The organism is Flavobacterium sp. 9 (genome assembly GCF_002754195.1).
GTDB lineage: Bacteria > Bacteroidota > Bacteroidia > Flavobacteriales > Flavobacteriaceae > Flavobacterium.
On sequence record NZ_PEEU01000001.1, the window covers coordinates 4,744,660 to 4,768,735 of the forward strand.

The window sequence follows — 24,076 nt, forward strand, 5'->3', positions numbered from 1 at the left end:
CGAAGGGAACATTCTAAATGTTCGTTTCGGATTTTTTTTATGAATTTAGTTTTGAACTTGAGGTTTCCCGTAAATTACTAAAAGTAAGTTAATATTTATATATCGTGTTTAGGAAAAATATTATATTTGGTTACCAGAAATTAACTAATCCTTTAACTAAAATCTATGAGAAACTTATTATTAAGTGGAATTCTTTGCTGCTCATTAGCTTCAGTGAGTTCAGTTTATGCACAAAAACCTGTTGCGCCCAAGTACATTAAAAATGTTGAAGGTGTTAAGGAATATTCTTTAAATAATGGACTTAAAGTCCTTTTGATTCCGGATGCTTCTCAAAGCAATATGGTTGTAAATATTGTTTACAATGTAGGATCGAGAAATGAAGGTTATGGCGAGAAAGGTATGGCGCACTTGTTGGAACATATGCTTTTTAAAAGTACCAAAAATCTAGGTGATATTAAAAAAATGCTTTCTGATAAAGGTGGAAATGCAAACGGAACAACTTGGCTTGACCGAACTAACTACTACGAGGTTTTTCCATCAAGTGATGAAAATCTAAAATGGAGTATCGAAATGGAAGCGGATCGTATGATAAACGCGACTATTTTGCAAGAGGATTTATCAAAAGAGTTTTCTGTGGTAAGAAACGAATTTGAGATTGGAGAGAATAATCCTGATCGCGTTTTACAGGAAAGAATACTTTCGTCGGCTTATTTGTGGCACAATTACGGAAAAAGTACTATTGGAAGTAAAGAAGATATAGAAAGAGTAAAAGCGAATACGCTGAGAGTTTTTTATGAAAAATATTATCAGCCAGACAATTCAACTTTGATAATTGCGGGTAAGTTTGATGAGCAAAAAGCTTTACAATATGTTGGACAATATTTTGGGGCTATTCCAAAACCAAAAAGAGTTTTGGATAAAACTTATACGGTTGAACCTGCACAAGATGGTGAAAAATATGTTGAGCTAAACAGAGCCGGAGACAGTAAAAACATTGGTGCTTTGTATCACACAGCGGCTTATGTAGATAAGGATTATGCTGCAATTGATGCTTTGGGCGAGATTTTAACTTCGGATCCATCCGGATATTTATACAAGTCATTAATAGAGACTCAAAAAGTGTCTAGTATTTATTATTGGCAGCCAACAACAAGAGATGCGAGTTATATTTATTTTGGAGTTGCAGTTCCGAATGATAAAGATATTAAAGCGAGTAAAGATTTAGTTAGAACAGAGTTGGATAAAATAGGAACGACTAAATATACTGATGAAGATGTAACGAGAGCAAAAGCAAAAATCATAAAACAACTTGATGCTATAAAAAACAATACTATTTCATTTGCAATAAATCTTACTGAGATTGTTGGAGCCGGAGATTACAGATTAGGTTTTCTGTACAGAGATGCAGTTGAAAATCTGACTAAAGAAGATATTCAAAGAGTTGCAGATAAATATTTCAGAAGTAATAATAGAACGGTTGGAATTTTTATTCCGTCTAAAGATGAGCAAAGAGTGAAACCTGTTGAATATACAGACGATCAAATTGTGGCTTTAACGAAAGATTATAAAGGAAAAGCTTTAGAAAAAGAAACTGCTGCATTTGAAGCTTCTATCAAGAATTTGAAACAAAATTTTGTAGAAGGTAAATTAAGCAATGGCGTAAAATATGGCTTGATCAAAAAAGAAATAAAAGGCGGAAAGGTTCAGGCTAATTTTAAGTTTCCTGTAAGTAATGAAAAGGATTTAACTGGAAAATCAGATACTGGAGGAATTTTGGCTCAGTTATTAAAAACAGGGACAAAAACCAGAACTAAAGAACAAATTAGCGATCGTTTAGATCTATTAAAATCAAGTATTTATTTTAATTTTTCAGGACAAACTTTATCAGTAAGTGTAAATACTTATAAAGAAAATTTTAAAGAAGTAATGGAGATTTTGGGTGATTTGCTTGTTAATTCTACTTTTCCGGAAAATGAATTAACAAAGACAATTAGCGAATACAATACTTATTTAGAAGGAAATCTTAATGATCCGCAATCAGTTGCTTTTACGGAACTTTCAAGACAAACGACAAATTATCCTAAAGGAAGTATTTTTTATACACCAACACTTCAGGAGCAGATTGATGCATTTAAAAAAATCAAGCAAACTGAAATTGTAGATTTTTATAAAAACATTCTTGGAGGAAATAATGGTATTGGAAGTGTAGTAGGAGATTTAGAAGGAAAATCTACAGTTGAGATTTTAGAAAATACTTTTGGGAAATGGAATTCAAAATCGAAATATGAATTAGCTAAACCTACTTATTTTGAAACAAAAGTATCGGATAAGGATTTTATAACTCCGGATAAAGAAAATGCAGTTGCGCTTGGTAGAATTGGTTTTAAAATGACAAGAAGCAGTGCAGATTATCCTGCATTTGTAATGGCTAATGAAATTTTAGGAAGCGGAGGTTTTTTAAGTGCAAGAATTCCGATGAGATTGAGAGAAAAAGAAGGGATAAGTTACGGAGCAGGTTCATTTATTGATGTGCCTATTACAAGTGATGTTGCTTCATGGTCGTATTATGCTTTTTTAAATCCAACTAAAAAGAAGGCTGTTGAAACCGCTACAAAAGAGGAAATTGCAAAAGCATTGAAAGATGGTTTTACAGCTGATGAACTAAAATCAAACCTGGTTAGTTGGCTGAATGAAAGAAAAACAAGATTGGGTGCTGATGATACTTTAATGAGTCTTGTAAACACTTATTTGCAATACGGAATTCCTTTGGAAGATTATGATGACTTGGAAAACAAAGTTAAAGCATTAAAAGTTGAAGAAGTAAATGCTGTTTTGAAAAAGTATTTAAGCTTAGAAAAAATGACTTCTGTTTATGCAGGAGATTTTAATAAGAAATCATAAATAGTGAAAATTCAAATATTATAAACTCCAAATTCCAATTTGGGAGGAATTATAAAATCCGAAATGACATTAAATTGTTATTTCGGATTTTTTTTGCATGATCTGAAGTTTTTGGAATTTGGAATTTATGTCGAAGCTTCGGGGTTGGAATTTGAAAAAATGAAGATTTTTTCGATTTTATTTTTAAAAGAGGCTAATTTTTGGAATTTGGGATTTATTTTTTGCTTTTTCAGACAATTGTGTTGATAACTTAAGTGCTTTAAATGGTATTTTAACTGATATATAATTTGCGTTTTTATATATTTGCGTGTTAGACAATAATTACATTTTTTAGAATAAATTATATGAGCGAAGAAATCAAGAAGAACAATTATTCAGCAGATAGTATTCAGGCATTAGAAGGAATGGAGCACGTAAGAATGCGTCCATCGATGTATATTGGAGATGTGGGGGTTCGAGGTCTACATCATTTGGTTTATGAGGTTGTTGATAACTCTATTGATGAGGCGATGGGAGGACATTGCGATACCATTGGCGTTGCAATAAATGAAGACGGTTCGGTAACAGTTGAAGATAACGGTCGTGGTATTCCAGTTGATTTACATAAAAAAGAAGGTGTTTCGGCGCTTGAGGTAGTAATGACTAAGATTGGTGCCGGAGGTAAATTTGATAAAGATTCTTATAAAGTTTCCGGAGGTTTACACGGTGTTGGGGTTTCTGTTGTAAATGCGCTTTCTGTGCATATGAAATCTACTGTTTTTAGAGACGGTAAAATCTACGAACAAGAATACGAAAGAGGAAAATCATTATATCCGGTTAAACAAATTGGAGAAACAGATAAAAGAGGTACACGTCAGACTTTTTATCCTGATGATACTATTTTTACTCAAACAATAGAATTCTCTTATGATACTTTATCAGCTCGTATGCGTGAGCTTTCTTTCTTAAACAAAGGAATCACAATCACGTTTACAGACAAAAGAGAAGTTGATGAAAAAGGTGAATTTAAAAGCGAAGTATTTCATTCTGACGAAGGTCTTAAAGAATACATTCGTTATTTAGATGGTAACCGTGAGCCAATTATTTCTCACGTAATCAGCATGGATCACGAAAAAGGTGAAATCCCGGTTGAGGTTGCTTTGATCTATAATACAAGTTATACAGAGAATATTTTCTCTTATGTAAATAATATTAATACACACGAAGGAGGAACGCATTTACAAGGTTTTAGAAGTGGTTTGACAAGAACCCTTAAAAAATACGCTGATGCATCCGGAATGTTGGATAAGTTGAAATTCGAAATTGCAGGAGATGACTTCCGTGAAGGATTAACAGCTATTATTTCGGTAAAAGTTGCAGAACCACAATTTGAAGGACAAACCAAAACAAAATTAGGAAACAGAGAAGTAGTTTCTCCGGTTTCTCAGGCTGTTGGAGAAATGTTAGAGAATTATTTGGAAGAAAATCCAAATGATGCGAGAATCATTATCCAAAAAGTAATTTTGGCTGCTCAAGCCCGTCACGCTGCGAAGAAAGCACGTGAAATGGTACAACGTAAAACCGTTATGGGTGGCGGTGGATTGCCAGGAAAACTTTCTGATTGTTCTGAGCAGGATCCTGCAAGATGTGAGGTTTACCTTGTCGAGGGAGATTCGGCTGGTGGAACAGCAAAACAAGGTCGTGATCGTAACTTTCAGGCGATTTTACCATTACGTGGTAAGATTTTGAACGTTGAGAAAGCGATGCACCATAAAGTATTCGAAAACGAAGAGATTCGTAACATCTTTACTGCATTAGGAGTTACCGTTGGTACAGCAGAAGACAGTAAAGCCTTAAATCTTGAAAAACTAAGATATCATAAAGTAATCATCATGTGTGATGCCGATGTCGATGGTAGTCACATTTCTACCTTAATATTAACGTTCTTCTTCCGTTTCATGAAAGAATTAATCGAAGAAGGTCACGTTTATATCGCAGCGCCACCTTTATACTTAGTTAAAAAAGGAAACAAGAAAGAATATGCATGGAATGATGTTCAACGTGATCAGGCAAACGAGAGAATGGGAGGAAGTGCTGCTATTCAACGTTATAAAGGTCTTGGAGAGATGAACGCGGAGCAATTATGGGAAACTACAATGGATCCAAGTTTCAGAACATTACGTCAGGTAACAATTGATAGTTTGGCAGAAGCTGATAGAGTTTTCTCAATGTTAATGGGAGATGAGGTACCGCCACGTCGAGAATTTATCGAGAAAAATGCAGTTTACGCAAATATCGATGCATAATAAAATTTAACACTACAATTCGTTTAATTGTTTAAATTTACTAAACAATTAAACGAATTGTTTATTTATAAAATAAGCAAATTAATAACCGATAAAGTATAAAATATGAAAGTTACCATTGTAGGAGCAGGAAATGTTGGAGCTACATGTGCAGATGTTATTTCTTATAGAGGAATTGCAAGCGAAGTAGTGTTGTTGGATATTAAAGAAGGTTTTGCCGAAGGTAAAGCATTGGATATTATGCAATGTGCTACAAATACAGGTTTTAATACCAAAGTATCTGGAGTAACCAACGATTATTCTAAAACCGCCGGAAGTGATGTAGTGGTTATTACATCAGGGATTCCGAGAAAACCAGGAATGACTCGTGAAGAATTAATTGGTATAAATGCAGGAATTGTAAAAACAGTTGCTGAAAACGTATTGAAACATTCTCCGAATACTATAATAGTTGTAGTTTCTAATCCAATGGATACTATGACCTATTTAGCTTTAAAATCAACCGGATTACCAAAAAACAGAATTATTGGTATGGGAGGAGCGTTAGATAGTTCACGTTTTAGAACTTATCTTTCATTAGCTCTTGATAAACCTGCAAATGATATCTCTGCAATGGTTATTGGCGGACATGGTGATACAACTATGATTCCTTTAACACGTTTGGCATCTTATAACGGAATTCCGGTAACAGAATTCTTATCTGAAGAAGCTTTGCAAAAGGTAGCTGCTGATACAATGGTTGGAGGAGCAACTCTTACAGGTCTTTTAGGGACGTCTGCCTGGTATGCGCCAGGAGCTTCTGTTGCTTATTTAGTTGACAGTATCTTAAACGATCAAAAGAAAATGATTGCTTGTTCTGTTTTCGTAGAAGGAGAGTATGGGCAAAATGATATATGTATAGGAGTGCCTTGTATAATAGGTAAAAACGGAGTAGAAGAAATTTTAGACATCAAATTAAACGAGCAGGAAAAGGCTTTATTTGCTAAAAGTGCAGATGCAGTTCGTGGAATGAATGATGCCCTAAAGTCGATTTTAGTATAACGATTTTCGAAAAAAAAGGAGAAGACTGCACTTTTGCAGTCTTTTTTTTAAGATTAATTAATAAATAAATTGGTTAATGTTTTCGTTAATTATATATTTGCTCGGTTTAAAAAAAATGTTGTAATTCGTGATCTCGATTTTTTAGTTTTAAAAACTCATGTCAGGGCTTATTTTATGGGACTTTAAAACAAAAAACAAACAATAAAACATAATTAATTTTTAGTAATAATGCAGAATAAAGGACTTATTAAATTTTTCGCAATTCTATTTGCATTGGTAAGTATTTACCAACTTTCGTTCACTTTTGTGGCAAACAGTGTCAAAAGTGAGGCTAAAGCTTTTGCAGGAGACAATCCTGATAAAGAGCTAAAATATTTAGATTCTATCGGTAAAGTAAAAGTTTACAATCTTGGTTTCACAGATTTTACTTATAATGAAGTAAAAAACAAACAACTAAACAAAGGTCTTGACTTAGAAGGAGGAATCAACGTGATTCTTCAAATTTCTATTAAAGACGTTTTAAAAGGATTAGCAAACAATTCTAAAAATCCGGTATTTAATAAATCATTAGCTGATGCAAGTGCAAATTTAGAAGGAAACAAAACCTATTTAAATAAGTTTTTTGAAGCTTTTGAAGCAAATTCAAATGGAACTACAAAATTAGCTTCACCAGATATTTTTGCAAACAGAGGTTTACAAGGAGACGGTGGAATTGACTTTCAAATGTCAGATTCACAAGTTCAAAAAGTAATCAAAAGAAAAGTTGATGAGTCTGTTGAAAGTGCTTACAAAGTATTAAGAGAGCGTATCGACAAATTTGGTGTTACACAACCAAACATCCAAAAATTAGGAGAAACAGGAAGAATCTTAGTTGAACTTCCAGGTGCTAAGGATGTTGATAGAATTAAAAAATTATTAGGTGGAAAAGCTCAATTAGAGTTTTGGGAAACTTATAAAATTGAAGAAGTTGGAAACTTTTTAGTTGCTGCAAACGAAGCGCTTAAAAAGACTGAAATCAAAAAAACAGAAACTAAAACTGTTGCTAAAGATTCATTGAATGCTTTATTAACTGATGCTAAAGATTCTGTTGATACTAAAAAAGGAAACAATCCATTATTTGACAAAATGCTTGGTCAAGGTGGTGGACCAGTTCTAGGTTACTTCGCTCCAAAAGATACTGCAGTTATCAATGGATATTTAAAAAGACAAGATATTAGAATCTTATTAGCAGCTGACCAACACAATGCAAAATTTGTTTGGAGTAAACCAACTACTATTAAAGATGCTAAACAAAAAGATATTGAAGCAGTAGAATTATACGCTTTAAAAGGAAACAGAGATAATACTCCTGCAATGGCTGGTGGTGTTGTAACTGATGCAAAAGATACTTTTGACCAATTAGGAAAACCAGCTGTTTCTATGCAAATGAACAGCCAGGGAGCTAAAATCTGGGAAGAATTAACTGGAAGAGCTTTTTCTCAGAAAAGTTATATCGCTATTGTTCTTGATAACGTAGTTTACTCTGCTCCTGGAGTAACTAGTGGACCAATTGCTGGTGGAAGATCTGAAATTACAGGATCTTTTGATGTTGCTGAAACTAAAGATTTAGCTAACATTTTGAATGCAGGTAAATTACCGGCTTCTGCAGATATTATTCAATCAACAGTTGTAGGGCCATCTTTAGGTCAGGCTGCAATTGATGCTGGAACAATTTCATCTGTATTAGGATTTTTATTAGTTTGTTTATGGATGGTATTCTATTATGGTAAAGCTGGTTGGTATGCTAACCTTGCATTATTATTGAACTTACTTTTCTTGTTTGGAATTATGGCAAGTTTTGGTTTTGTATTAACATTACCAGGTATTGCAGGTATCGTATTAACATTAGGTACGGCGGTAGATGCTAACATCATTATATTTGAAAGAGCAAAAGAGGAATTACGTGAAGGTAAATCTTTATCTGAAGCAGTTGTAGCGTCTTACGGATGGCACGGAGCAATGCGTTCTATTATTGATGCAAACGTTACTCACGTTTTAACTGGAGCTATCTTGTTTATTTTTGGAACAGGACCAATTAAAGGTTTTGCCTTAACATTACTTATTGGTATCGTAACTTCATTGTTTACATCAATCTTTATCGCTAGAATTTTCATCGATAGAAATATTGCTGGAAAAGGAGATTTAACTTTCTCTACAAACATTACTAAAAACTGGTTTACTAATTTCCACTTTGACTTTATTAAAATCAAAAAATTCACATATATCTTCTCTTCTATTGTAGTTGTAGTAAGTTTAGTTTCTATCTTCTTTGTTAACGGATTGGATGAAGGTGTTGATTTTGTTGGAGGAAGAACATTTCAGGTTAAATTTGAAAAACCAATCGATGCTACTGTAGTATCAGATGAATTATCTGCTGCTTTTGGAACTCCGGTTGAAGCTAAAATTTTAGGTGATGATGATCAGTTGAAAATCACAACTAAATATAAAATTAAAGAAGACGGTGTTGCTGTTGACGAAGAAGTGAATAAAAAATTATATGATGCATTGGCGAAATATTTCCCTAATGTTACTTATGAGAAATTCACTAACACTTTTGATGGTAAAAAAGTTGGAGTATTACAATCTTCTAAAGTTGGAGCTTCTATCTCTGAAGATATTAAAACTAACTCATACTGGGCAGTTCTTGGTGCGATGGCAGTTATTTTCTTGTACTTAATGATCTCTTTCCGTAAATGGCAATATTCATTAGGTGCGATTGCAGCTGTTGCGCATGACGTAATCTTTGTATTAGGAATCTACTCTTTATGTTATAAATTCATGCCTTTCCACATGGAAATGGATCAGCACTTTATCGCTGCAATCCTTACCGTAATTGGTTACTCTATGAATGATACTGTAATTGTATTTGACAGAATTAGAGAGTTTATCATTGGAAACCGTAAAGGAAGTTTTGAAGATATCGTAAACGCTTCTATTAATACTACATTATCTAGAACGTTGAATACGTCATTAATGATGATTATTGTATTATTGACAATGTTTATCTTTGGCGGAGAATCTATTAGAGGATTTATCTTTGCAATGTTAATTGGTATTGTTGTAGGTACTTATTCTTCATTATTTATCGCTACACCAGTATTGGTTGATACGATTTCTAAAGATGATAAGCATACGATCGAAGACAAACATAATGCAGCATAATTAACTGCTTAAATTATATAAAAAAGATCCAGTGAAAGCTGGATCTTTTTTTTGTGCTATATTTAAAGAGTTTAAGTGCTTATTTATGATTAGAAAATTACTATTTGTTATAATGTTTCTTCTTTGTGCATTCGTGGCTTTTGCGCAGGTTAAAAAAGAAAATTTTGCGATTGGTTTTAATTATGGTATTGGTAGTGAATTTCCTAATAGAAATTATACTTTCGCGAACCAATTTTACAAACTTCAATTGTATTATAGATTAAAAGAAACAAAACATTTTCAGTTTGAAATACTAATCCAGCCCGAAGTTAATTTTGCAACACACCAATTGCTTAATCTTTATTTTGTAAAGCCTGAAACGCCTGATTATATTCATAAAAGAGAAGAATATACAAAGTTGAAAGACATTCATGAATACGTTTTAAATCTTGGCTTTTTAATTAGAAAGCCAATTGGTAAAATATTTTCGGTTTATGCTTTAGGAAGCATTGGACCAATGATTACTGATACAGAAACAGAACGTATGACTAATGGTTTTGCTTTTGCCGATGTTTTTGCACTTGGAATTTCAGCACAAGTAAATCAATTTAGGTTTGATGTTCGTCCAAGTGTACGGCATGTTTCCAATGCGGGACTAAATAGTGAAAATGCAGGTTATAATACCAAAAATATTGAAATTGGTATTTCGTATTGTTTATAAAGAAAAACGCCCAATACAGTAAAGTATTAGGCGTTTTTTATATTGTAAAAAATCTTTTAAGATTCTGCTAAAGGATTTCTTTGTGCTCTGATAATGAAGAAAAGTCCGATAATGATAAACGGAATACTTAACCATTGTCCTGTTGAGAAAATGCCTAATTCTTCTTCGATTCCGCCTTGACTTTCTTTTACAAATTCTACGACAAAACGTACCGCAAATAATAGAACTAAAAACAATCCGAATAAATATCCTGATTTAAGTCTTGCATTTGTTTTCCAATATAAGAAGTATAAAGTTGCGAATACAAAAATGTAGCAAATTCCTTCGTACAGTTGTGTTGGATGTTTTGCAGGAACCTGAGCTAATAAATCAGCAAATTTAGGATCTGTTACAATTGCAGTATATGCATCTTTTGGATTAGCGATTTGAGTTTTTTCTACGGCATCGGCTTTGCTAAATGTATCGTGTAAAAAACGAATTCCAAATGCAGATTTAGTTTCGTGTCCAATGATTTCTGAATTGAAAAAATTCCCTAAACGAACAAAAATAGCGCCACTTGCTACCGGAATAACAACACGGTCTAAAATCCATAATAAAGGACGTTTCAAGATTTTTTTGCTATAATAATACATCGCAACAATGATTGCGATTGCAGCACCATGACTTGCTAAACCTTGAAAACCTGTAAACTCAAATTTAGGTTCGAATTTTACCGGTAAAAAGATTTCTAATAAATGATTTCTGAAATATTCCCAGTCATAAAAGAAAACATGTCCTAAACGAGCACCAATTAAAGTTGCTAAAACAGTCCAAACAAATAGAGAATCTAATTTTTCTAATGATTCGTTTTCGCGTTCAAAGATTTTTTTCATTATGAACCATCCTAAGCCAAAAGCAATTACGAACATTAAGCTGTAATAACGAATCATAAAAAATCCTAAATCGATTCCTTCTGAAGGATTCCAAACGATGTTTAAGGCGTGTTTCATATAGTATTGTGTTTTTTATTGGTTGCAAAAATAAATGTTTAAAATAGAGATGATCTTTATGAAAAGTTAATGTTTGTGTGAACATTTCTTTTCAGGAACAGGATCATAACCGGTTCTTCCCCAAGGATGACAACTCAAAATGCGTTTCATTCCCAAATAACCTCCATAAAATAATCCATGTTTTTGCAAGGCTTCAATCATATAGCTCGAACACGTTGGTTCGAATCTGCATGACGCTGGTGTAAATGGCGAAATTGCAGTTTGATAGAAGCGCACTAATAAAACAAATGGAGTAATTACTTTCATGATTTATTAGAAAATAAATGGATTATATAGAAAAGCTTGTGCCTTCTTTTCCGTCTTTCAACTGAATACCTAAGGCAATCAACTGATCGCGAATTTGGTCAGAAAGTGCAAAGTTTTTATCTGCTCTGGCTTGATTTCTCATTCCGATAAGCATGTTTACTACACCTTCTAACTTATCATTATTGCTATCAGCGGCTTTCTCATCGCTTAAACCTAAAACATCAAAAACAAAAGCATTGATTGCTTCTGTAAAAGTTTTTAGATCTTCTGCAGAGATAGTTTCTTTTCCTTCTTTTAATAAATTGACATAACGAACTGCCTCGAATAATTGTGCGATTAAAATTGGTGTATTAAAATCGTCATTCATGGCATCGTAGCACAATTGTTTCCAAGATGCAATATCTATTGAACTGGTTGCGCTTGCTGAAATACTTGGTAAAGCATCAACAGCTTCCATTAATCTTTTATAACCTTTTTCGGCAGCAACAATTGCATCATCAGAAAAATCAAGAATACTTCTGTAATGCGCTTGTAACATAAAGAAACGTGTTACAGAAGCCGAAAATGCTTTGCTTAATATATTGTTATCTCCGCTTAAAATCTCACCTGGTAAAATATTATTTCCAGTAGATTTTGCCATTTTTTTACCATTTAAAGTAAGCATATTAGCATGCATCCAGTAATTTACCGGAGATTGACCTGTACAAGCTTCGTTTTGAGCAATTTCACATTCATGGTGAGGGAATTTTAAATCCATTCCGCCTCCGTGAATATCAAAATGATTTCCAAGATATTTGGTACTCATAGCAGTACATTCAAGATGCCAACCCGGAAAACCATCACTCCAAGGCGAAGGCCATCTCATGATATGTTGTGGTTCTGCTTTTTTCCAAAGTGCAAAATCCTGAGGATTTCTTTTATCAGATTGTCCATCAAGATCACGAGTATTTGCTAACATATCATCTATGTTTCGACCGCTTAAAATCCCGTAATTGTTGGTTTCGTTATATTTTACAACATCAAAATAAACAGATCCGTTGGCTACATAACCAATTCCTTTGTCGATAATTTTTTTGATGATTTCGATTTGCTCAATAATATGTCCCGTAGCAGTTGGCTCAATACTTGGCGGTAAAAAATTAAATGACTTCAAAATGTCATGAAAATCTACCGTATAGCGTTGTACAACTTCCATAGGTTCAAGTTGTTCCAAACGTGCTTTTTTGGCAATTTTATCTTCGCCTTCATCAACGTCATCTACAATATGACCAACGTCGGTAATATTTCGAACATAACGAACTTTATAATCAAGGTGTAAAAAATACCTGAATATTACATCAAAGGACATAAATGTTCTCACATTTCCCAAGTGTACATTGCTATAAACTGTAGGCCCACAAACATACATTCCAACATTTCCTTCATGAATAGGATTGAAACTTTCTTTTTCACCCGAAAGCGAATTGTATATTTTTAGCGGCTGTGTTGTATATAAAGGCATATTTTCTATTGCTGTTTAACCGTTTAATTGTTGATTTGTTTAATCGTGTAAACGTTTTTTGTTTTTTTTAATTTGCTGCGTATTGTTCTTTTGAAAGATAGTATTTTTTTAGACTATTTATCTGATTGCAAATTTTTTCAATTTTCTCACGAGATTGTGTGTAATCAACATCAGATATATAATCTAAATCTTTTGAAATAATCAAATGATTTAAAGTTTCCATTGCTGATGAATACGAAATCGTTAAAAAATGAGCTTTATCTTTATTCGTATTTCTCGAAGTTCCCTCTGCAATATTTGTAGCAATTGAAGCAGAACTTCTTTTTATTTGAGAAGTTAGTCCGAACAATTCATTTGTTGGAAATTTACTAGTTAATTTATAAATATCCAAAATAAACATTCTTGAGTTTTGCCAAACCTCTAGCTTTTCAAACGAGAAAGTATACATGTATTTTGGTTTAATTGTTAATTTGTTTAACCGTAAATTGAGATTTGCAATGAAGCGATTAAACAAATTAACGATTTACCGATTAAACTAGAATTGCGTGTCTAATTTAATGTAATCTAAAAGCTCTCTTTTTGTTTGAGGATCTTTAAATTTTCCACCAAATTCAGACGTTACAGTACTGCTTTCGATATCTTTGATTCCTCTTGAATTTACGCAAAGGTGTTTTGCATCAATAATACAAGCGACATCTTCAGTACCTAAAGCTTTTTGTAATTCCTGAACAATCTGCATTGTTAAACGCTCTTGAACCTGAGGTCTTTTAGCATAATATTCTACAATTCGGTTCATTTTAGATAAACCAATAACTCTTCCGCTAGAAATATAAGCAACGTGAGCTCTACCAATAATTGGCAGTAAATGGTGTTCGCAAGTAGAATAAACAGTAATGTTTTTCTCTACCAACATTTCACCATATTTGTAGTTATTATCAAAAGTTGAAGCTTTTGGTTGTTTTGAAGGATTTAAACCACCAAAAATCTCCTTTACAAACATTTTGGCTACTCGGTTTGGAGTGCCTTTTATGCTATCATCTGTCAAATCCATTCCAAGTGTTTGGAGAATGTTTTCAACATCTTTTTTTATTTTTTCTATTTTTTCGTCATCACTTAAGTCAAAAGCATCCTGTCTTACAGGGTTTTTTGCGTTGCTGCTGAAATGATTGTCTCCTATTTCGTCTAAAAAATCTTCGTTATTTATCATTAAAAACTACTATTAGTATGGGTATTTCTTTTTAAGGCGGTAAAGATAATTAATAAAAAGCAAACCTTTTCTATCGTTTTTACTATTTAATTACTCCTTTTTGGATATAATTTAAATTAAAACCAAATTGTGATTATTTTAAAATACAAAAGACAATAACATAGCTTGTTATTGTCTTTTGAAGTACTCTATTTTTTTGTTCTTATTTTTTGTTGTAGACTAAAAGTGCTTCTTTTAGAATGTTTACAGCAGTAATTAAATCCTTCTTATTCAAAACATAAGCGATTCTTACCTGATTAAGTCCCATTCCTGGTGTAGAGTAAAAACCTGCAGCAGGAGCAACCATTACAGTTTCTCCGTTAAGATCATAACTTTCTAAAAGCCATTGTGCAAAATCTTCTGAATTGTCAATTGGTAATTGAGCAATACAATAAAAAGCACCTTTTGGTTTGGTTACAATAACGCCTTCAATTTTGTTTAATTCGGTAATTAAAGTGTCACGACGTTCTTTATATTCTGAAATTACTTCATCAAAATAACTCTGTGGCGTATCGATTGCAGCTTCACAAGCAATTTGTTCAATTGTTGGCGGACTTAGACGTGCTTGAGCAAATTTCATTACAGTTGCCAAAACATCTTTATTTTTAGTTACCAAACAACCAATTCTTGCTCCGCACATACTGTAACGTTTTGAAACAGAATCGACCATGATTACATTTTGCTGTACATCTTCAAGATTCATTACAGAATAATGAACATCATCTCCATCGTACAAAAACTCACGGTAAACTTCGTCAGCAATTAAATATAAATCGTGCTTTTTGATTAAGCCGGCAAGTTGTTTTATTTCTGCTTCCGAATATAAATAACCTGTTGGATTACCAGGATTACAAATTAAAATAGCTTTAGTTTTAGGCGTAATCAGTTTTTCGACAGTTTCAATGCTTGGCAAAGCAAAAGCACTTTCGATAGTCGAAATTACAGGAATTACTGTTGCGCTGGTTGATGACGCAAATGCATGATAATTGGCGTAAAAAGGCTCAGGAATAATAATTTCATCTCCCGGATCTGTAATTGTGGCCAGTGCAAATAATAAGGCTTCAGAGCCACCAGTCGTAATAATGATGTCTTCTGAGTTTACATTTACATTTTGGCGTTGGTAAAATTTAGCTAATTTTTTTCTATAACTTTCATATCCGGCAGATGGACTGTATTCTATAATAGTTAAATCAATATTTTTTACCGCCTCGATGGCCACTTCGGGTGTCTTGATATCCGGTTGACCAATGTTTAAGTGATACACTTTATGTCCTTTTTGTTTTGCAAGATCTGCATAAGGAGCAAGTTTACGTATCGGTGATTCGGGCATGTTTCTGCCTTTGAGTGAAATTGTTGGCATGAGCTTTATTATTGAAGTGCAAATTTGCATTTTTTTTTCGAATTTAACGTAAACATTAAAGAGACTTATAAAAATGTAACAATTATCAATATATTTACTAATTTTATAATAAAAAATTATCAATGAGAAAATATTTTGTGTTGTTTTTTGGGCTTTTGGCATCTTTCTTAGGAAATGCGCAAGGTGATTTTTTGATTCAAAACAATAGTAAGAAGGTTACTATTCCTTTTCAATTGATTAATAATCTCATTTTTATTCCGATAAAAGTAAATGGAGTTGAGTTGAACTTCTTGCTGGATTCCGGAGTCGAGGAAACTATCTTGTTTAGTATGGAAGAAAAACAAGAAGTACGTTTCAATAATGTAGAGAAAATAAAATTGAGAGGATTAGGAAGCGAACAAGAAATCGAAGGGCTAAAATCAACAAATAATACTCTTGAAACACATGGTTTGAGATCTAATAATCATATGGTTTATATTATTTTGGATCAAGGTTTTAATTTGTCATCACATATTGGAATTCCGGTAAATGGAATCATTGGATATAAATTTTTCAAAAATAATTTAATAGAAATTAATTATCAAAAGAAGAAGATTATTGTTCATTTAAACAGTGAGGAATTAAGAAAAAAGCTGGAGAATAAATTTAAAGTAATACCAATAACCATAGAAAAATCTAAACCGTATATCTATACAACAGCAACGGTTGATAATGTTGAAATTCCTGCAAAACTTCTTATCGATATTGGAAACAGTGATGCTTTTTGGATTTTTGAAAACAAGAAAATTAAATTACCAAAAAAGAATTTTCCTGATTTTTTAGGAAAAGGGTTTAGTGGAGATATTGAAGGGCATCGGGCTAAAATTGATGAGTTTTCTATTGATGAGTTTGAATTTAAAAAACCAATTGTTTCCTTTCCGGATTCATTATCTATTCGTAATGTTAAAATGGTTCCGGATCGAATTGGTTCAGTTGGTGGTGAAGTTTTAAAGCGTTTCAGAATTTTTTTAGATTATGCTGATAAAAAGATATATCTTAAGAAAAACAGTAAATTTTCGGAACCTTTTACTTATAATAAAAGTGGTATTGTACTGCAACATAATGGTTTGCAATGGGTTCAGGAGACTGTTCATATGGAAACTATCCAAGTTGTTACTTCAGCACGTGATCTGGATTCAAACGAAAAGAAGAATGGAGATTTTATGTATAAATTTTTACTAAAGCCTGTTTATGAAATAGTAAATATTCGGAAACAGTCTCCTGCCGAAAAATGTGGGTTACAAAAAGGAGATATTATTGTTAGTATTAATGGTGTCAAACCCTATAAATATTCCTTACAGCAAATAAATAATCTGTTGAAATCTGAAGATGATATCTGGATTAGTCTGGAGGTTGAAAGGAACAGTTTGCTGCTAAAATTCCGATTTAGATTACAAGATGAATTGTAGAAAATTCAATTAGAAAATCATCATTTTTTTTAATTAAAATGATGGTTTTCAGTAGGATTTTTGTAATATGTGTGGGTTTTGTGAAAAATTAACTGTTAAAGTATTTTTTTTGATTAACGACCGTTAATATTTTATTAAGTTTATGCAAAAATAATAATTTATGGTCAAAAACTACAATAATTTCTTACGAGTATTTTTGTTATTAGTTTTTATATCAATTTTTCCTTCTGCAATTTACGCACAATGTGCGGGTGATGATAGTTCGTTTTCAGTTTGTGATTTACCAAATAATGCAAATAAGACAATAGATTTATTTACAAAATTAAATGGTACACCGGTCGCAGGCGGAGTTTGGACAGACGATGATGATTCTCGAGGTTTAGATATAGCAACTGGTATTTTAAATGCACAAGTTATTCGTAACAGTGGAGTTTATCATTATACTTACACAGTTACAGGAGTAGCTGGTTGTACAGATAATTCTGCCACAATTGAAGTTGTTATTGGAGGATATTCTGGTGTTAGTTCTAATTTGATTGTTTGTAGTGATGTAAAAACATATAATCTTTTTCAGGCATTTAATGGTATTTTTTTAGGGCCACAATCAAACGGACAATGGCATGATGATACTAAAGGTATAAATGTAGGATCGACTGTTAATGTCGAGGATTTAGAAGGAGATTTTCCATTTACATATACAATGCCTGCAAGAGGTATTTGTCCGGCAATGTCATCGACATCAATAATTACCGTTAAAAGAGCTCCAAAATCCGGAGATGCTCGTGCTTTATCTTTATGCGCAAGCAATGGATTGACAAGTTATACCAACTATGATCTAAATAATTTACTTAGCGGACAAGATGCTGGTGGTACTTGGAGCGATCCCAGTGTTACAGGAGAACTATCGTCGCCAGAAGATCATTTTGTGGATGTACAAAACATCTACAACAAATTTGGTGAAGGAGATTATTACTTTACATATAAAGTCCTTTCTAAAAATACTATTTGTGGTAATGCACAATCAACAGTAAGAATTCATCTGGAGAAAACGCTTGATTTTACTGGTGCGGTGGTACAAGTTAATTCGGATATTTGTGAAACTGAAATTCCTACTGCCCTATATTCTGTTACTATTACAAGAGGTAATGCTGTTATACCAAATGGTACATATTCTATCATTTATAACATTTCAGGACCAAGATCAGGCACGGAAACAATTAGAGCAAATTTCACAAATGGAGTTCTTATATTTCCAATTGACGCGAGTTATTTTCAACAAGTAGGTCGTTTTAATGTAACAATTTTAAGTATACTTTCAGTAAATAGTTTAGGATTATGCCGTAACATTATAAATAATCTATCAGATGAATTGGTTATTTATGCAATTCCGGATTTGGAAGGGGCAAGTATAACGCCTGCAACTGTTTGTCAAAATGACGATGCAACTATTCAAATCACTGGAGCGGCAAAACTTGCAGATGGTCAATATGATGTTGTTTATAAAATTTCCGGAGCCAATACCGCTTCATCACAAATTGCGAGATTAACATTTGTAGGAGGTGTTTCAAATGATTTTGTCATTCCGGGTTTTTTCAATCAAAAAACTGGAACTTCTGTTGTAACGATTACAGCAATTACGCATGTAATTTCACAATGTGTTAATAGTGCAGACCTAAAAGGTGATATTTTAATAAATCCATTACCCAATGCTTCAACATTGAGATTGCAGGTAAATGATGTCTGCTTTGGAGCCCATGTTTTAGTTTCGGTTTCAGGACTGGGAACTCTTACGGATGTTACATTATCATATACACTTTCAGGAAGTAATACCGCTACAACGCAAACAGTAGTATTGACTACCACAAATGGAAATGCAAGTTTTATAATTCCTGCCAATTTACTTATAAATGCAGGGGCGACAACAATTTCTGTCGTAAAATTAACCAATAATATAACCACTTGTAGCATTGATGTAAGTGGCGCAGCAGATACCTTTTCTCTAAAACCTATTCCGGTTGCGCCAACAGCAACAAATCAGGAATTTTGTAAATCTGATAAAGCTACAATTGCAAGCTTAGAACCAAAAGGAACGCAATATTCCTGGTATGATTCTGCAACAGCAACAACTCCTCTTGTGAGTACTTATTTATTAAAAGAAGAAAATTATTATTTGAGAGAGACTACGTTAAACTGTATTTCTGATCCTACAATGATAACTGTTACATTGAATATTCCTAGTGCGCCAATATTAAGCGGTGCTCCGGAATTCTGCGGACTAGATAATCCAACTCTTGCAGATTTATCTAATAAAATGGATTCGCCTTCGACTGTGGTTTGGTACGATGCATCAATTAATGGAAACTTACTGCCTCCATCAACACCTTTAGTAGATAAACGTATTTATTATGGATTTGAGCTAACTTCAGGTGCAAAATGTTTATCTGAGGAAAGTATTCCGGTAACGGTATCATTAATTGACTGTGATTCTCCTCAATATCCTTTCTTTGTTCCAGATGGATTTTCTCCAAACGGAGACGGAGTCAATGATACTTTTACTATTCCTGATATTGATTTTTTATATCCAGAATATAAACTGGAAATTTTTAATAGATATGGAAACGGAATGTATAAAGGCTTTAAAAATAAGCCGGCATGGGACGGAATAAACTATGAACAAAGTGGAATTGGCGGCGGAATAGCACCAAACGGAGTATATTTTTACATTCTCTATTTTAATAAAGACAATAAACCTCCTCAACAAGGGCGTCTTTATTTAAATCGATAATTTTTTTAATATAAATTTCACATGAAAAAAATAATACTCTATATAACTTTCTTCCTCTCTATAACATCCGTTTCTGCACAGCAAGATCCGGAATACACACATTATATGTATAATATGAGTGTAGTAAATCCTGCTTATGCAACAGGAGTTCCTGCTATGATGAATTTTGGTGGCTTGTACAGATCACAATGGGTTGGCGCAGTTGGAGCACCAAAAACTTTTACCTTCTTTGGACACACGGCAATTTCTGATAAAGTCGAAGCCGGAATCTCATTTGTATCAGATGATATTGGAGATGGAGCTAAAAAAGAAAACAATGTCTATGCTGATTTTGCATACGTTTTAAATTTAGGAGGTAAAAATAAACTTTCACTAGGACTAAAAGCGGGAATATCCTCAATGCAGACCAATTTTAACGGTTTTCGATTTAATGATCCTGGTACAGACATTGCTTTCTCCGAAAATATAAATACTACAAAACCTAATATTGGAATTGGAGCTTATTATTTTAGAGATAACTTCTATGCAGGAATATCAGCACCAAATTTATTGAAATCAAAATACATCGAAGAAAAATCGGGAGTAAATGCTTTTGGATCTGATAATATACATACTTTCATAACTGCCGGATATGTTTTTCAGCTAGATGATATGTGGAAATTGAAACCGGCATTCATGACAAAAATTGTAAAAGGAGCGCCTCTTTCAATAGATCTAACAGCCAATGTTTTGTACAATAACAAATTTGAATTTGGTGCAGCTTATAGAATTGACGATTCAGTAAGTGCTTTGTTTAATTTTAATGTAACACCTACTTTAAGAGTCGGTTATGCGTATGATTATACACTTACAAATTTTGGACAGTTTAATTCGGGGACACATGAAATTATGCTGCTTTTTGATTTAGACCTATTAGGAAAAGGATTTGACAAATCACCTAGATTCTTTTAAAATGAAAAATATGAAAAAACTACTCGTTATTATATTCGTATTTTCAATACAGTTTATAAATGCCCAGAATCAGGAATTGGTTAGAGCAAAGAAATTTTTTGATAGAACTTATTATGCCGAAGCCATTACATTATATGAAAAATTGGCCGAAGAAAAACCTTCTCAGGAAGTGATCAAAAATCTGGCAGACTCTTATTATTATACCAATGATCTAATAAAAGCGCAACGTTACTATAGACTTTTAGCTAAAAACTATGGTAATGACTTAAGCAAAGATTATTATTATCGATATGCACAGACGCTAAAAGCAACAAATAGTTATGATGATGCAAATACAGTTCTAAGAGAATATTATACAAAATTCGGCAAACCTGAAGATATTACTAATTTTGAAAATGAAGTTAAAATATTAGAAAATGTATCTGCAATTGGTAAACGATTTGAGATTAATAATCTGGCTATAAACACGCCAAATTCGGAGTTTGGAGCCGTAAAATATAAAGATAATTTGGTTTTTGCCGGAGTAAAACTAAAACCGGGATTGTTTGATAAAAAGTACAAATGGGATAATGAAACGTATCTTAATATTGTAAAAGTGCCAATTCAGAGTATTAATTCCACCGAAGCTCCAATTACTTATTTTGCCGATGAATTAAAAACCGGAATGCACGAATCAAATGCTGTTTTTACGAAAGATGGAAAAACAATTTATTTTACACGTAATAATTCTAAAAACGGAAGAAAGAAAAAGAACGATCAGAAAATTTCAAATCTTCAGATTTTTAAGGCCGAATTAGTAGAAGGAAAATGGACAAATTTAGTTTCATTACCGTTTAATAGTCCAAATTATTCTGTAGAACATCCTGCGCTAAGTCCAGACGAAAAAGTATTATACTTTGCATCTGATATGCCGGGAACATTAGGTTCATTTGATATTTATTCTGTAAATATTAATAAAGGAGCATTTGACACACCGCGAAATTTAGGTCCAAATGTTAATACAGATAAAAGAGAACAATTTCCGTTTATTTCTGAAGACAATAAACTTTATTTTTCTTCAGATGGACATTTAGGTTACGGATCACTGGATGTTTTTGTTTCCGAAATTAATGGAAATGAATATACGAAAGCAATTAATATTGGTTTACCATTAAACTCTAATTCAGATGATTTTTCGTTTAATGTTGATTCAAATACCAAAGAAGGATATTTTGCTTCAAATAGAGAAGGGGGAAAGGGGAATGATGATATTTATACATTCAAAGAAACAAAAGAGCTAATTGTAGAAGATTGCAAACAATATATCGCAGGGACAATTACAGATATAAATACCAATTTGGTTCTTGAAAATGCGACCGTAATATTGCAGGATTCGGATAAAAAAGCATTAAATACAATTACGACAGGCTCAGATGGGAAATTCAGCTTTACAGTTGTCTGCGAAAGTTCTTATACAATTGTTGCTTTTAAAGAAAAATACACCAATGAATCTAGAAATCTGGTAATTGGAAATGTAAGATATGCAACTAACGATGGTTCATTAGCACTAAAATCATTAGATGCAATTAAATTGGAAGAAAAGCAAAACGCAGAAAACAAAAGAAAGCAAGAGATTATCATAGAAGAAGAAAACAAGAAAAAAGAAGCATTAAAACTTGTTGCTTTAAAAGAAGCTACCGAAGCAAAGAAAAAGGAAAAAGTAGCTGAGATTTTAAAACAGGAAAAAGATGTTGTAAAAGACAATAAAGACCGATTAATTATAAAAACTGATCCTATTTATTTTGATTACAATATGTGGTATATCCGAAAAGAATCTAAAGTAGTTTTGGGACGAGTTGTAGCTTTGATGAATAAATATCCGGGAATGGTTATCGAAATTGGTTCACATACAGATTCACGCGGAAATGCAAAGTATAATGAAGAACTGTCTCAAAAAAGAGCAAATTCGACCAGAGAATTTATCATTCAGTCTGGTATAAATGCCAGTAGAGTTACTGCTAAAGGTTATGGAGAATCTGTGCCAATTATAAAATGTAAAACAGATGATTCCTGTTCAGAAGAAGAACACGAGTTAAACAGACGAAGTGAATTTGTAATTAATAAGTTGTAAATATCGATTTAACTACGTCAGATTAAATAAAAATAATAATTTTAAAAGAAGCCTTTTTTTTGGCTTCTTTTTTATTTAATTTTATGAAAATAAGAATAAACCTAAAATATCTAATTATGAAAAAACCAGTTGTATTTTGCTTGCTTTTAGCTTGCATAGGATTCCAAAGTTGTAAAAACGATGAAAAACAAAAAGAACTTGAAGCAGCAAAAGCAGAAGGTAAAAAAGTTGTAAGCACAGAGTGCTATAAGGCGATATACGAAAAGGATACAATAGATTTAAAATTGAATACTTTAAAAAACGGAAAATTAACTGGCGATATGGTAATGAAAGTTGCTCCTTCGACAGTAAGAACGGGTGAAGTTGAAGGTGAATTTCATGGAGATACCTTATTTATTGACTATACATTTGTAGATGCAACAAATAAAGATGTAAAATTCAAAAACCCAATGGCGCTTTTAAAACGTGATAAACAACTTATTTTAGGAAACGGAACCATGCAAACTACAATGGGAGTTACTTATTTGGTAAAAGATAAACCTATCGATTTTGAAAAGGTAAAGTATAAGTTTTCGACTACTGAATGTGTTGAGAAAACTGAAAAGTAACCACAATCTTGTCATTTCGACGAAGGAGAAATCTTCGCAAGTAACTCCGCAACGAAAGTTCAATTTTTGTCAAAGTTTTAAACTTTGACAAAGATTTGACAATCTAAATTTTATCACATTCTACAACAAACCCGACAGGTTTTTAAAACCTGTCGGGTTTAATCAAGAAGAATTATATTCACAAAAAAAAGCCGTTCCTTAAAATTAAGAAACGGCTTTACTATTTTTAGATTTTTATTTTTTTATAAAACTTCGCCTTTAATTTTTAAGGCAACTCTACCATCAGGGTAGTTAACGGCGTTGGTCTCAACGGTAATTGTTTTACGAATAGGACCGGAAACCATATTGTATTTTACATCAATTTTTCCTTTTTTACCAGGCAAAATAGCTGCTGCTGGTTTTGTAACGACAATTGAGCTTACTGTAGATTCTGCTCCGGTAATTAATAGAGGCGCATCTCCGGTGTTTGTAAATTCAAAAGAGCGAACTCCATTATCACCCTTAGAAATTTTTCCATAATCAATTGTGTTGTCTGTGGCAGCAAATTCAATTTTTGGGCCGTTTTGAGCATAACCAATTGTGCAAAACAATGCGATTACAATAAAAGTGGCAACATTTTTCATTTGAAATTATTTTAAGTTGTA

The 24,076-nt window shown here is 32.7% G+C and carries 17 protein-coding genes; 10 read left to right on the plus strand and 7 right to left on the minus strand.

Annotated features, from left to right (window positions below; genetic code table 11):
- Positions 1 to 165: 165 nt before the first annotated feature.
- The 5 genes from CLU81_RS19745 to CLU81_RS19770 all read left to right on the plus strand — a co-directional run bounded on the left by CLU81_RS19745 (position 166) and on the right by CLU81_RS19770 (position 10,128).
- Complete coding sequence (locus CLU81_RS19745) at positions 166 to 2,901, plus strand: pitrilysin family protein (RefSeq protein ID WP_099711360.1); 2,736 nt, start codon at positions 166 to 168, stop codon at positions 2,899 to 2,901.
- Between the two features lie 344 nt (positions 2,902 to 3,245).
- Positions 3,246 to 5,186: a DNA topoisomerase (ATP-hydrolyzing) subunit B gene (gene gyrB / locus CLU81_RS19755; RefSeq protein ID WP_099711362.1), complete on the plus strand. Its 1,941-nt coding sequence runs from the start codon at positions 3,246 to 3,248 to the stop codon at positions 5,184 to 5,186.
- Between the two features lie 105 nt (positions 5,187 to 5,291).
- Positions 5,292 to 6,227, plus strand: coding sequence for a malate dehydrogenase (gene mdh, locus CLU81_RS19760; RefSeq protein WP_099711363.1), 936 nt, complete (start codon positions 5,292 to 5,294; stop codon positions 6,225 to 6,227).
- 228 nt (positions 6,228 to 6,455) lie between these two features.
- Positions 6,456 to 9,428: a protein translocase subunit SecDF gene (gene secDF / locus CLU81_RS19765; protein WP_099711364.1), complete on the plus strand. Its 2,973-nt coding sequence runs from the start codon at positions 6,456 to 6,458 to the stop codon at positions 9,426 to 9,428.
- An 85-nt stretch (positions 9,429 to 9,513) separates the two neighbouring features.
- Complete coding sequence (locus CLU81_RS19770; protein ID WP_099711365.1) at positions 9,514 to 10,128, plus strand: acyloxyacyl hydrolase; 615 nt, start codon at positions 9,514 to 9,516, stop codon at positions 10,126 to 10,128.
- 56 nt (positions 10,129 to 10,184) lie between these two features.
- Here the strand turns inward: CLU81_RS19770 and lgt are convergent, their stop codons facing one another.
- The 6 genes from lgt to CLU81_RS19800 form a co-directional block, all read right to left on the minus strand.
- Positions 10,185 to 11,117 carry a prolipoprotein diacylglyceryl transferase gene (lgt, locus tag CLU81_RS19775; RefSeq protein ID WP_099711366.1) on the minus strand — a complete coding sequence of 311 codons (933 nt, stop codon included), beginning with the start codon at positions 11,115 to 11,117 and terminating at the stop codon, positions 10,185 to 10,187.
- Between the two features lie 66 nt (positions 11,118 to 11,183).
- Entirely contained in the window at positions 11,184 to 11,423 is a 240-nt protein-coding gene (gene yidD, locus CLU81_RS19780) for a membrane protein insertion efficiency factor YidD (RefSeq protein ID WP_089353350.1), read from the minus strand.
- Between the two features lie 22 nt (positions 11,424 to 11,445).
- Positions 11,446 to 12,924, minus strand: a complete 1,479-nt coding sequence (gene cysS / locus CLU81_RS19785; protein ID WP_099711367.1) for a cysteine--tRNA ligase — start codon at positions 12,922 to 12,924, stop codon at positions 11,446 to 11,448.
- Positions 12,925 to 12,991: 67 nt separating this feature from the next.
- Positions 12,992 to 13,372, minus strand: a complete 381-nt coding sequence (locus tag CLU81_RS19790) for a four helix bundle protein (RefSeq protein ID WP_099711368.1) — start codon at positions 13,370 to 13,372, stop codon at positions 12,992 to 12,994.
- Between the two features lie 87 nt (positions 13,373 to 13,459).
- A complete protein-coding gene (gene folE, locus CLU81_RS19795) occupies positions 13,460 to 14,131 on the minus strand; it encodes a GTP cyclohydrolase I FolE (protein ID WP_099711369.1) in 672 nt (223 codons plus the stop codon).
- A 202-nt stretch (positions 14,132 to 14,333) separates the two neighbouring features.
- Complete coding sequence (locus CLU81_RS19800) at positions 14,334 to 15,530, minus strand: pyridoxal phosphate-dependent aminotransferase (RefSeq protein ID WP_099712815.1); 1,197 nt, start codon at positions 15,528 to 15,530, stop codon at positions 14,334 to 14,336.
- Between the two features lie 122 nt (positions 15,531 to 15,652).
- Here CLU81_RS19800 and CLU81_RS19805 point away from each other — a divergent pair, with 122 nt between their 5' ends.
- From CLU81_RS19805 to CLU81_RS19825, 5 genes are all read left to right on the plus strand, one after another.
- Complete coding sequence (locus tag CLU81_RS19805) at positions 15,653 to 16,978, plus strand: PDZ domain-containing protein (protein WP_099711370.1); 1,326 nt, start codon at positions 15,653 to 15,655, stop codon at positions 16,976 to 16,978.
- A gap of 160 nt (positions 16,979 to 17,138) precedes the next feature.
- A complete protein-coding gene (locus CLU81_RS19810) occupies positions 17,139 to 19,763 on the plus strand; it encodes a gliding motility-associated C-terminal domain-containing protein (protein ID WP_099711371.1) in 2,625 nt (874 codons plus the stop codon).
- Between the two features lie 21 nt (positions 19,764 to 19,784).
- Positions 19,785 to 20,714, plus strand: a complete 930-nt coding sequence (locus tag CLU81_RS19815; protein WP_099711372.1) for a type IX secretion system membrane protein PorP/SprF — start codon at positions 19,785 to 19,787, stop codon at positions 20,712 to 20,714.
- A 10-nt stretch (positions 20,715 to 20,724) separates the two neighbouring features.
- Positions 20,725 to 22,824, plus strand: a complete 2,100-nt coding sequence (locus CLU81_RS19820; protein WP_099712816.1) for an OmpA family protein — start codon at positions 20,725 to 20,727, stop codon at positions 22,822 to 22,824.
- 116 nt (positions 22,825 to 22,940) lie between these two features.
- The gene (locus tag CLU81_RS19825) at positions 22,941 to 23,432 is read left to right on the plus strand and encodes a hypothetical protein (RefSeq protein ID WP_099711373.1); all 492 of its coding nucleotides are present in this window, start codon (positions 22,941 to 22,943) and stop codon (positions 23,430 to 23,432) included.
- Positions 23,433 to 23,674: 242 nt separating this feature from the next.
- Here the strand turns inward: CLU81_RS19825 and CLU81_RS19830 are convergent, their stop codons facing one another.
- Positions 23,675 to 24,055, minus strand: coding sequence for a DUF1573 domain-containing protein (locus CLU81_RS19830; protein WP_099711374.1), 381 nt, complete (start codon positions 24,053 to 24,055; stop codon positions 23,675 to 23,677).
- Positions 24,056 to 24,076 lie beyond the last annotated feature (21 nt).

Coding starts and splice junctions, on each gene's coding strand:
- folE (WP_099711369.1), bottom strand. CDS start 14,131: ATGATAAATAACGAAGATTTTTTAGACGAAATAGGAGACAATCATTTC.
- CLU81_RS19770 (WP_099711365.1), top strand. CDS start 9,514: ATGATTAGAAAATTACTATTTGTTATAATGTTTCTTCTTTGTGCATTC.
- CLU81_RS19810 (WP_099711371.1), top strand. CDS start 17,139: ATGGTCAAAAACTACAATAATTTCTTACGAGTATTTTTGTTATTAGTT.
- lgt (WP_099711366.1), bottom strand. CDS start 11,117: ATGAAACACGCCTTAAACATCGTTTGGAATCCTTCAGAAGGAATCGAT.
- CLU81_RS19790 (WP_099711368.1), bottom strand. CDS start 13,372: ATGTATACTTTCTCGTTTGAAAAGCTAGAGGTTTGGCAAAACTCAAGA.
- CLU81_RS19830 (WP_099711374.1), bottom strand. CDS start 24,055: ATGAAAAATGTTGCCACTTTTATTGTAATCGCATTGTTTTGCACAATT.
- secDF (WP_099711364.1), top strand. CDS start 6,456: ATGCAGAATAAAGGACTTATTAAATTTTTCGCAATTCTATTTGCATTG.
- CLU81_RS19800 (WP_099712815.1), bottom strand. CDS start 15,530: ATGCCAACAATTTCACTCAAAGGCAGAAACATGCCCGAATCACCGATA.
- mdh (WP_099711363.1), top strand. CDS start 5,292: ATGAAAGTTACCATTGTAGGAGCAGGAAATGTTGGAGCTACATGTGCA.
- CLU81_RS19825 (WP_099711373.1), top strand. CDS start 22,941: ATGAAAAAACCAGTTGTATTTTGCTTGCTTTTAGCTTGCATAGGATTC.
- gyrB (WP_099711362.1), top strand. CDS start 3,246: ATGAGCGAAGAAATCAAGAAGAACAATTATTCAGCAGATAGTATTCAG.
- CLU81_RS19745 (WP_099711360.1), top strand. CDS start 166: ATGAGAAACTTATTATTAAGTGGAATTCTTTGCTGCTCATTAGCTTCA.
- CLU81_RS19805 (WP_099711370.1), top strand. CDS start 15,653: ATGAGAAAATATTTTGTGTTGTTTTTTGGGCTTTTGGCATCTTTCTTA.
- CLU81_RS19820 (WP_099712816.1), top strand. CDS start 20,725: ATGAAAAAACTACTCGTTATTATATTCGTATTTTCAATACAGTTTATA.
- yidD (WP_089353350.1), bottom strand. CDS start 11,423: ATGAAAGTAATTACTCCATTTGTTTTATTAGTGCGCTTCTATCAAACT.
- cysS (WP_099711367.1), bottom strand. CDS start 12,924: ATGCCTTTATATACAACACAGCCGCTAAAAATATACAATTCGCTTTCG.
- CLU81_RS19815 (WP_099711372.1), top strand. CDS start 19,785: ATGAAAAAAATAATACTCTATATAACTTTCTTCCTCTCTATAACATCC.